Raw genomic sequence first — 10,138 nt, forward strand, 5'->3', positions numbered from 1 at the left:
AAATAGTGCTGCGTTGCCATGCAGCCGCAGCCGGTAGGCTGTTGGCCCGTGCAGACACATGAGATTCGCAAGCGCTTCCTTGATCACTTCATCAAGGCCGGCCATGTCGAGGTGCCCAGCGCATCGCTGGTGCTCGATGATGCGAATCAGCTGTTCGTGATCGCCGGCATGGTGCCGTTCCGTCCGTACTTCCTTGGCGAGCTCGAGCCGCCGGCCCCGCGGGTCACCAGCATCCAGAAGTGCGTCCGCACCCTCGACATCGAGGAAGTGGGCATCACCACCCGGCACAACACCTTCTTCCAGATGGCCGGCAACTTCAGCTTCGGCGACTACTTCAAGCGCGAGGCGATCACCTTCGCCTGGACGCTGCTGACCAACTCGATCGAGGACGGCGGCTACGGCATCGACGCGAATCGGTTGTGGCCGACCGTCTATGACGATGACGACGAGGCCGAGCGGATCTGGCGCGAGGAGATCGGCGTTCCGGCCGAACGCATCCAGCGGCGGGGGATGAAGGACAACTACTGGTCGATGGGCGTACCCGGACCGTGTGGTCCGTGTTCGGAGATCTTCTACGACCGCGGCCCGGCCTATGGCCGCGAGGGCGGACCGGAGGCCGACGAGGATCGCTACATCGAGATCTGGAACCTCGTCTTCATGCAGAACATCCGCGGCGAGGGCGTGGGCAAGGAGAACTTCCAGATCCTCGGTCCGCTGCCGAAGAAGAACATCGACACCGGCATGGGTATCGAGCGGGTCGCCTGCATCCTGCAGAACGTCGACAACGTCTACGAGACCGACCTGATGCGCCCGGTGATCGATCTGGCGCAGGAGCTGACCGGTCGTGAGTACGGCCAGAACGACTCCGATGATGTGCGGTTCCGGGTCATCGCCGACCATGCCCGCACCGCGGCGATGCTGATCGCCGATGGCGTCACGCCGTCGAACGAGGGCCGCGGCTATGTGCTGCGCCGCCTGCTGCGCCGGATCATCCGCGCGCTGCGGCTGCTGGGTGCCACCGATCCAGTGATCGGCACGATCATCGATCGGGTGATCGTGACGATGACGCCGTCGTATCCGAACCTCGCGACCGAGGCCGAGCGCATTCGCGACACCGCGGTGGCGGAGGAGACGGCGTTCCTCAAGACGCTCGCGGCCGGCACCAAGCTGTTCGCCGATGCCGCGACGCAGACCAAGGAGCAGGGCCGCGGGCAGATCTCCGGATCCGATGCGTTCACCCTGCACGACACCTACGGGTTCCCGATCGACCTGACCCTGGAGATGGCCGCCGAGGCCGGATTGTCGGTCGACGAAAAGGGTTTCGCGACGCTGATGACGCAGCAGCGCGAGCGGGCCAAGGCCGATGCCAACGCGCGCAAGGTCGGTCACGCCGATCTGTCGGTCTATGCCGACTTCCTCGAGGGCGCGGCGACGGAGTTCACCGGCTTCGACGAATTGACCTCGGAGGCACGGGTTCTCGGCCTGGTGTCGGCGGGGCAGCGGGTGCGCTCGGCCGGCGCGGGATCCGAGCTCGAGGTCATCCTGGACCGCAGCCCGCTCTATGCCGAGTCCGGCGGCCAGGTCGGCGACATCGGTTCGCTGTCGTCGAGCGACGGTCTGCGCGTCGAGGTGACCGACGTGCAGAAGGTCGGAAAGAAGCTGTGGCTGCACAAGGTTCGCGTGCTCGACGGCGAGCTGGTCGAGGGCGACGAGGTGCTGGCGCAGGTCGATCAGGCCTGGCGACACGGCGCCACGCAGGGCCACTCGGGCACCCACCTGGTGCACGCCGCGCTGCGTCAGGTGCTCGGCCCCGACGCGCATCAGGCCGGTTCGCTGAACCGTCCGGGCTATCTGCGGTTCGACTTCAACGCCCGTGGCCCGGTGACCGAGGCGCAGCGCGCCGAGATCGAAGAGATCGCCAACGCGGCGGTCGAGGCCAACTACCCGGTCAACACCTTCCAGACCGGACTGGCCGAGGCGAAGGCGATGGGCGCGATGGCGCTCTTCGGCGAGAACTACGGCGACGTGGTGCGGGTCGTCGAGATCGGCGGACCGTTCTCGATGGAGCTCTGCGGCGGTACCCATGTGGCGAACTCCGCGCAGGTCGGGCCGGTCACGCTGGTCGGTGAATCGTCGGTCGGCTCCGGCATCCGCCGCGTCGAGGCATATGTCGGCATGGACTCGTTCCGCTACCTGTCGAAGGAGCGGGCGCTGCTGGCCGGGCTGGCGTCGTCGCTGAAGGTGCCGAGTGATCAGGTGCCGGGCCGCGTCGAACTGTTGGTCACGAAGCTGCGCGACGCCGAGAAGCAGTTGGAGCGGATGCGCGCGGACGCCGCGAAGGCATCGGCCGCCGCGCTGATCGACTCGGCGCGCCAGGTCGGCGATGTGAAGGTCGTCGCCGCACGGCTGGCCGACGGACTCGGCGGCGGCGATCTGCGATCGCTGGTGACGGATCTGCGGGGCCGGATGTCGGCGGATGCCGCGGTGATCGCGCTCTTCTCGACCGCGGACGGCAAGGTGCCGTTCACGGTCGGTGTCACGGCGCTCGGGATCGAAAAGGGGCTGCGCGCCGGCGACTTCGTGAGCCGGATCGCGCCATTGGTCGGCGGCCGTGGCGGCGGCAAGCAGGATCTGGCCCAGGGGTCGGGTACCGATGCGTCCGGAATCGATGCCGCGCTCAAGCAGATCGCGACAATCGCCGGCGGTGACGCACGCGGATGAGCGATCGGGTGCGGGGGCGCAGGCTGGCGATCGACGTCGGCAGCGTGCGGATCGGGGTCGCCTCCAGCGACCCTGATGGAATTCTGGCGACACCGGTCGAAACCGTTGCTCGCACAGTCGATTCCGACACGGATATTCGGCGGATCACCGATCTCGTCGCGGAGTATGAGGCCATCGAGGTCGTCGTCGGCATGCCCCGCACATTGCGTGGCGAGAAGGGTGCTGCGGCGCAGGCGGCCGAGGAATTCGGCGGGCGGCTGGCCGAGGCGATCAAGCCGGTGCCGGTGGTCTACTCCGACGAGCGGCTCACGACCGTGACGGCCACCCGCGCACTTCGCGATAGCGGTCGAAACGCCAAATCCAGCCGAAATGTCATCGATCAGGCCGCGGCGGTGCAAATCCTGCAGGGCTATCTGGATATGGTTGCGCGGTGACCGAGACCAATGACGGCCTTGATCCCGAGCAGTCGTCGGGACGCGCCGGGCGCAGGCATCGGCTCGTCGAGGGAACCGACCGCGATGAGTACTGGCAGAGGTTCTTCGCGGATCTGCCCAAGACCAGCGCTCGGTCGCGACACTACACAGCCGGCACAGAGGACGAGTCGGACGTTGCGGAACATCCGGATGAACTTCCGGCGACGATGCCCGACGTTCCCGAGGCTCCTGTCCGTGAGACCCCGGTTCGTGACGAGCCGCCGGTAGATGGGCACCGGTTCGGCGCTGCCGGCCATTTGCTACCCCCGGCGCCGTCGTGGCGCTCCCGGCAGGCCGATGTGCCGCCACCCCCGTCCACGTCGGTCCCGCGCATGCCGGCACCGCCATCAATGCCGGCATCGCCGTCGGGGAACCGCGGCTTCGCACCGCGCGTCGAGCAGTCCGCGCCGGTGGTCGACCGTGCTCCTGCGCCGCCGGCCGAACGAGCGCCGGTGTCGGCGCCGGAGCCCGAGCCGGAGCCCGAGTGGCACCCGGAACCCGAGCCCGAGTGGCATTCGGAACCGGAGCAGGCATGGGAACCGGAGACGGAGCCGGCCAACGTCGAGCTCGATGAGTGGGCCCGTCCGGATTCGCGCGCGATGCCGCAGGTCGTCATCCCGTCCACGCCGTTTCCGGCGATCGATCGCGACGCCGTCGACGATTATCCGGCCGAGGACACCCCGCCGCCGCAGCCGTTGCTGTCCGGCGGGCATCGTCACGCGGCGGGGAGCGGCAGCCAGCAGGCGCGCCGACGTCGGCGCCGCATCGTCATCTCCGCAGCTGTCGTCGTGATGCTCGTGCTGATCGGTGGTGTCGGTTACGTCGGCCTGAAGATGGCGGGCGTATTCGAAAGCAGCGCCGACTATTCCGGCATCTCGGGGAATTCCGATGTGCTGGTCCGTATTCCGGACGGCGTGTCCGTCCGCGAGGCCGGATCGATCCTGAAGGACAACGGGGTCGTGGCCAGCAGCAAGGCGTTCTCGAACGCCGTCGATGGCGGCACCATCACCCCCGGCTACTACAAACTGCGCACCCATATCTCCGCCGGACAGGCGTACAAGCTTCTCGGGCAACAGGGTTCGCAGGTCGGCGACCTGGCGGTCGCGCCGGGGCTGCAGCTGACCGATACCAAGGACTCGCGCGGTCAACCCGTGTCCGGAATCTTCTCCAAGATCCAGGCGGCCACCGCGGTCACCATCAACGGCAAGCAGCTGGGCGTCAGCGCCACCGATCTGGCGAACGTGGCCGCCAACGATTCGGCCGCCGATCTGGGCGTGCCGCAGTGGGCGGTGTCGGCGGTCGACTCCCGCAAGGGTGACCCGCGGCGCATCGAAGGTCTGATCGTCGCCCCGCAACAGGACTACTCGGTCGATCCGACACAGAATGCGCAGCAGATCCTCAAGGGGTTGATCACCGACAGCGCCGCCAAGCTGGACGCGTGGGGGATCACCAACTACGGCAACTCCGGCCTGCCCAGCCCTTACGCGGTGCTGGTGTCGGCGTCGATCGCCGAAAAGGAAGTCTCCGTTCAGAATCCGGAGCAGGCACAGGAATACCGCGCCCAGGTGACCCGGGTGATCCTGAATCGTCTCGACAAGCCGCAGCGCCTCGAGATGGACTCGACGATCAACTACACCCGGGCCGTGCGCGACCTGAGTCTGTCCAATGCCGACTCGGTGGTGAACACGCCGTGGAACACGTACATGATCGAGGGCCTGCCGCCGACGCCGATCGGCGCGGTCGGCCAGCCGGAGCTCGGTGCGGCGCTCAATCCGACGCCGGGCAACTGGCTCTACTTCGTCACGGTCGACCATGACGGCACCACTCTGTTCACCGCTGACTACAACGTCCAGCTCGCCAATCAGCGGACCGCCTGCCACAACGGCCTGATCCGCTGTCCGTCGCCGTGACCGGGCCGCGTCGGGCGGCGGTGCTCGGATCGCCGGTGTCGCATTCGCGTTCGCCCGACCTGCATCTGGCCGCCTACCGCGCGCTCGGGCTGACCGACTGGACGTACGAGCGCATCGAGTGCACGGCCGAACAGCTGCCCGGGCTGGTGTCGGCGCTCGACGAGAGCTACATCGGGCTGTCGGTGACAATGCCGGGCAAGCATGCGGCGCTGGAGTTCGCCGATGTGGTGACGGAGCGGGCGCGGCTCGCGGGCTCGGCCAACACGTTGGTCCGTACCGATCGCGGCTGGCGTGCTGACTGCACCGATATCGACGGCGTCCTGGGGGCGCTGGGGGAGGTCGGCGCGACGGATCTGCGTGGGGCGTCGGCCGTGGTCGTGGGCGCCGGGGGCACCGCGGCACCGGCGATCGTGGGACTCGCAGAGGCCGGCGTCAGCCGCGTGACGATTGCCGTCCGCAACCCGGATCGGGCGGCGGGTGCGGTCGCGGTGGCCGAATCCGCCGGCCTCGATGCGACCGTCATCGACTTCGGCGATCGTGACCGACTGCGCCGGGTGTGCGCCGACAGCGCGGCGTTGATCAGCACGATTCCGGCCGACGGCGCCGCGCCCGTGGCCGCCGAGCTCGCCGCGGCGCGGCGCGTGGTCGACGTGATCTATCACCCGTGGCCGACGCCGCTGGCCGAGGCGGTCAGCGCGGCCGGGGGTGCGGTCGTCGGGGGCTTGGTGATGCTGCTGAACCAGGCGTATGGGCAGGTCGAGCAGTTCACCGGGCAGCCGGCGCCGAAGGCGGCCATGGCGGCCGCGCTGAACGACTGACCGCACAATTCGCGGGTAGGACGCCGGTTTCGGCGGGGTACGACAGCCCGCGATGCGGAGTTGTCCACAGCCCGCCGGATGCGGCCGTCGTGAGGGCCGCAATGCTGCCACCCTGTGTCGGTGGAGATCGTGCACGTGGTCGTGCTCATGTGGTTGATCGCATTGGCGCGCAACGATATCCGGGAGCGTCGTCTGCCGAATCGGCTGACGGTCCCGGCCGCGTCGGCCGCCGTGTTGTCTGCGGTGTTCGATCCGAGCCTGATCGGCGGGATGGCGCTGGCGACGGGTCTGTACCTGGTCGTCGGGCTGGTCGGTGGCGTCGGTGGCGGTGACGTGAAGCTGGTCTGCGCGCTGTCGGGGATGGCGGCGGGGGTCGGCGCGACGCTGGCGATGGTGGCGCTCGCGCAGCTGGCGACGGTGTTCGTCGCGGTCGTGACCCGCCGACGGCGAGTGGCGCATGGGCCGCCGCTCGCGATGGCGGCGGCCGCCGTCTGTGGTCTCTGGGCCTGATAGGACGACGCCGGGACCGGCGGTTTCGGCGCAACCGCACCGACATGGAAGAATTGATTACCGTGCTGCGCTGGACAACCGCTGGAGAATCACACGGACCCGCCCTCGTCGCCCTGCTGGAGGGAATGGTGGCCGGGGTTTCCGTGACCTCGTCCGACATCGCCGACCAACTCGCGCGTCGCCGACTCGGGTATGGCCGAGGGGCTCGGATGAAGTTCGAGGCCGACAAGGTGACCGTCATCGGCGGCGTCCGTCATGGGCTGACGATGGGTGGCCCGATCGCGATCGAGATCGGCAACACCGAGTGGCCCAAGTGGGAGACCGTCATGTCGGCCGACCCGGTCGACCCGGCCGAACTGGAGGGCGTTGCGCGCAACGAGGCGCTGACGCGGCCCCGTCCCGGTCATGCCGACTTCTCCGGAATGGTGAAGTACGGCTTCGACGATGCGCGTCCGGTGCTGGAGCGCGCCAGCGCCCGCGAGACCGCCGCCCGTGTCGCGCTCGGTGCCGTCGCCAAGCAGTTCCTGCGGCAGGTGCTGGGCATCGAGGTGCTGTCGCATGTCGTGTCGATCGGTGCGTCGACGCCGTATGACGGTGTGCCGCCGCAGATCTCCGACCTGGCCGCGATCGACGAGAGCCCGGTGCGCGCCTTCGACAAGACCGCGGAAGCGGAGATGATCGCCGAGATCGAGGCGGCCAAGAAAGACGGCGACACCCTCGGCGGCGTCGTCGAGGTCGTCGCGACCGGTGTTCCGATCGGCCTGGGGTCGCATGTCAGCGGCGAACGTCGTCTCGACTCGCGGATCGCGGGCGCGCTCATGGGAATTCAGGCGATGAAGGGCGTCGAGATCGGCGACGGTTTCCAGACGGCCCGCCGCCGCGGCAGCCAGGCGCACGACGAGATGGTGCCCGGCCCGGACGGCGTGCTGCGGTCGACCAACCGTGCCGGCGGTCTGGAGGGTGGCATGACCAACGGCGAGGTGCTGCGCGCCCGCGTGGCCATGAAGCCGATCTCCACCGTGCCGCGGGCCCTGGCGACCATCGATATGAGCACCGGTGAGGAAGCCGCCGCGATCCACCAGCGCAGCGACGTCTGCGCCGTGCCCGCGGCCGGTGTCGTCGCCGAAGCGATGGTGGCGCTGGTGCTGGCGCAGGCCGCGGTCGAGAAGTTCGGCGGCGACTCGCTGACCGAGATCGCCGACAACGTTCGCGCCTACGCCGAGCGGGTGGACGCGCGCGTCCCGAAGCAGTGAGCACGGCCGAACCGGCCCGGCACACCGGTCCACTCGCCGTGCTGGTCGGCCCGATGGGCGCCGGCAAGTCGACCGTCGGTCGGCGACTGGCAAGCCTGCTGTCGGCCGAGTTGGTCGACAGCGATGCGGAGATCGAACGCCGCACCGGTCGGCGCATCCCGGAGATCTTCGTCGACGGCGAATCGGCTTTCCGGAAGATCGAAGAAGACGTGGTGGCGCAGCTGCTTTCGCAGTCTGGCTGCGTGTTGTCGCTGGGCGGGGGAGCCGTGCTGTCTGCGGCGACCAGGGCCCGCCTCGCGGGACATCCGGTCGTCTATCTGACGGTGACCCCCGAACGCGGATTCGCGCGCGTCGCCGGTTCAGATCGGCCGCTGCTGCGCGCCGACGACCCGGCCGCGCGCTATGCGGAGCTGCTCGCGTCGCGCGATGCGACGTACCGGGGGGTCGCGACGCTGGTTGTCGATACCGAGAACCACAGTCCCGCCGAGCTCGCCGCTCGGGTGGCCGAATTGCTGGAGAACCCGAGCCGTTGAATAACCGCATGTTGAACGTGAGTGGGCGACCGAAGGAGACCCGATGACCGAGCCGGTGCGAGTGCGCGTCGAAAGCGAATCGCCGTACGACGTGGTGATCGGCCGCGGCCTGCTGAACGATGTGGTCGCTGCCGCGCAGGGTGCCGAATCCGTCGCGATCCTGTATCAGCCGCCGCTGCAGCAGACCGCCGAACAGATCCGGGAGGCGTTGGTGGACAAGGGGTTCGACGCTCATCGCGTCGAGATCCCGGATGCCGAGGCGGGCAAGGACCTATCGGTCGCCGGCTTCTGCTGGGACGTCTTCGGCCGGATCGGCCTGCGCCGCACCGACGTCGTGATCAGTCTCGGCGGCGGCGCGGCCACGGATCTCGCGGGATTCGTGGCGGCGACCTGGATGCGCGGCGTGGACGTGATCCACGTGCCGACCACACTCCTGGCGATGGTGGACGCCGCGGTCGGCGGCAAGACCGGCATCAACACCGACGCCGGCAAGAATCTGGTCGGTGCGTTCCACGAGCCGCGGACCGTGCTGATCGACATCGCGACGCTGGAGACGGTGCCGCCCAACGAGATCGTCGCCGGCATGGCGGAGATCATCAAGACCGGCTTCATCGCCGACCCGGTGATCCTGGAGCTCATCGAGGCCGACCCGCAGGCCGCTCTCGACCCGAAGGGGTCGGTGCTGCCGGAACTCATCGAGCGTTCGGTGCGGGTGAAGGCGAATGTCGTCGCGGCCGATCTCCGCGAGTCGTCGCTGCGCGAGATCCTCAACTACGGACACACCCTGGGCCACGCGATCGAGCGTCGCGAGAAGTATCGCTGGCGTCATGGCGCCGCCGTGGCGGTCGGCCTGGTGTACGCGGCGGAGCTCGGCCGGCTGGCCGGACGGCTCGACGACGCGACCGCGGACCGGCACAAGAGCATCCTGCAGGCGGTCGGGCTGCCAGTGACCTACGACGCCGACGCGTTCAACCAGCTGCTGGAAACGATGGGCTTGGACAAGAAGAACCGCGCCGGCATGCTGCGGTTCGTCGTGCTCGACGGGCTCGCGCAGCCGGGACGGCTCGAGGCCCCGGATCCGAGCCTGTTGGTCGCCGCCTACTCGGCGGTCGCCAGCGACAAGCCCACCTCGGGATCGGTGCTGCTCTAGCGGAGTCGGGCCGGTTCGGTCCGCGTAAGAATGCGGGCACGACGATTCACGCGGCCAGCTCTCGGTACGTGATCCAGTCCGGCGGTTCGGGGTCGGGCAGGCGGTCGAACTCGCGCGCCCAGCGCCGGCCTTCGGCCCACCAGTCCGGATGCTCCCGCTGTAGTTGTTCATCGACCATCTGGTCGTGCAATCGTTGCCGGAACCAGTCGACATACTGCCGCGGTTTATGAACGGTGTTGCCACGTAATGGTTCCCCCGAGCCGCGTTGGGTCCAACCGATCCGCGCCGACCGGCCGTCTGGCAGTCGCCCGGTGTTGGTGACGGACGTGATGAGTTCGGTGATCCAGCCGCCGGGGCCGTCGTGCACGTGGGCGTGGTCGCCGCCGCACGCCAAGGTCATGACGGTGATGTCGGTACGGCCACCGTTGACCCATTCATCGATGTGGTGCACCTCGGTGCGGGAAGGTGGCTGGTCGCAGCCGGGCCGGGTGCAGCCCTGATCGGCGGCGATCAACGCGATCCGCTGATCCGCCGACGCCAACCGACGCTGCCTACCGAGATGCAGCGGCCGATCGCGGCTATCTAGGGCGTGTCTCCTAATAGGCGTGTCCAGCGGAGGCATGCCTGTAGGACCACGGCGGCTCGGTAGGTGATGGCGAGTTTGTCGTAGCGGGTGGCCAGGGCGCGCCACTGCTTGGTGTCGTTGAAGGAACGCTCAATAACGTTGCGGCCCTTGTAAAGGACTGCATCGAAAGCAGGAGGCCGCCCAC

Annotated in this window: 10 protein-coding genes; 8 read left to right on the forward strand and 2 right to left on the reverse strand. The window is 68.6% G+C overall.

The genetic code is table 11. From position 1 onward, the window contains the following. Positions 1-48: 48 nt before the first annotated feature. The 8 genes from alaS (at position 49) to aroB (ending at position 9,368) form a co-directional block, all read left to right on the forward strand. Entirely contained in the window at positions 49-2,721 is a 2,673-nt protein-coding gene (gene alaS / locus G341_RS0101800; RefSeq protein WP_026303132.1) for an alanine--tRNA ligase, read from the forward strand. Then, complete coding sequence (gene ruvX / locus G341_RS0101805; RefSeq protein ID WP_018177393.1) at positions 2,718-3,155, forward strand: Holliday junction resolvase RuvX; 438 nt, start codon at positions 2,718-2,720, stop codon at positions 3,153-3,155. Before alaS ends, ruvX begins: the two co-directional genes overlap by 4 nt. Then, positions 3,152-5,104 carry an endolytic transglycosylase MltG gene (locus tag G341_RS22850; protein WP_018177394.1) on the forward strand — a complete coding sequence of 651 codons (1,953 nt, stop codon included), beginning with the start codon at positions 3,152-3,154 and terminating at the stop codon, positions 5,102-5,104. Before ruvX ends, G341_RS22850 begins: the two co-directional genes overlap by 4 nt. Next, a complete protein-coding gene (locus tag G341_RS0101815; protein ID WP_018177395.1) occupies positions 5,101-5,922 on the forward strand; it encodes a shikimate dehydrogenase in 822 nt (273 codons plus the stop codon). The genes G341_RS22850 and G341_RS0101815 overlap by 4 nt, the downstream gene beginning before the upstream one ends. A 120-nt stretch (positions 5,923-6,042) precedes the next feature. Then, positions 6,043-6,432, forward strand: coding sequence for a prepilin peptidase (locus tag G341_RS0101820; RefSeq protein WP_155826705.1), 390 nt, complete (start codon positions 6,043-6,045; stop codon positions 6,430-6,432). Positions 6,433-6,476: 44 nt separating this feature from the next. Continuing rightward, the gene (gene aroC, locus G341_RS0101825) at positions 6,477-7,685 is read left to right on the forward strand and encodes a chorismate synthase (RefSeq protein ID WP_018177397.1); all 1,209 of its coding nucleotides are present in this window, start codon (positions 6,477-6,479) and stop codon (positions 7,683-7,685) included. Continuing rightward, complete coding sequence (locus G341_RS0101830; protein ID WP_018177398.1) at positions 7,682-8,218, forward strand: shikimate kinase; 537 nt, start codon at positions 7,682-7,684, stop codon at positions 8,216-8,218. The genes aroC and G341_RS0101830 overlap by 4 nt, the downstream gene beginning before the upstream one ends. 43 nt (positions 8,219-8,261) lie before the next feature. Further along, positions 8,262-9,368, forward strand: a complete 1,107-nt coding sequence (aroB, locus tag G341_RS0101835) for a 3-dehydroquinate synthase (RefSeq protein WP_018177399.1) — start codon at positions 8,262-8,264, stop codon at positions 9,366-9,368. Positions 9,369-9,414: 46 nt separating this feature from the next. On the opposite strand, the gene G341_RS22855 is transcribed toward aroB, so the two are convergent. Continuing rightward, positions 9,415-9,909 carry an HNH endonuclease gene (locus G341_RS22855; RefSeq protein ID WP_018177400.1) on the reverse strand — a complete coding sequence of 165 codons (495 nt, stop codon included), beginning with the start codon at positions 9,907-9,909 and terminating at the stop codon, positions 9,415-9,417. Between the two features lie 41 nt (positions 9,910-9,950). Beyond that, positions 9,951-10,138 (reverse strand): transposase (locus tag G341_RS23365; RefSeq protein WP_018177082.1); only part of this gene is annotated, 188 nt, incomplete at its 5' end.

The sequence above is a fragment of the Jongsikchunia kroppenstedtii DSM 45133 genome, from assembly GCF_000380485.1.
In the GTDB taxonomy this organism is placed as follows: Bacteria; Actinomycetota; Actinomycetes; order Mycobacteriales; family Mycobacteriaceae; genus Jongsikchunia; species Jongsikchunia kroppenstedtii.

Coding starts and splice junctions, on each gene's coding strand:
- ruvX (WP_018177393.1), top strand. CDS start 2,718: ATGAGCGATCGGGTGCGGGGGCGCAGGCTGGCGATCGACGTCGGCAGC.
- aroB (WP_018177399.1), top strand. CDS start 8,262: ATGACCGAGCCGGTGCGAGTGCGCGTCGAAAGCGAATCGCCGTACGAC.
- aroC (WP_018177397.1), top strand. CDS start 6,477: ATGGAAGAATTGATTACCGTGCTGCGCTGGACAACCGCTGGAGAATCA.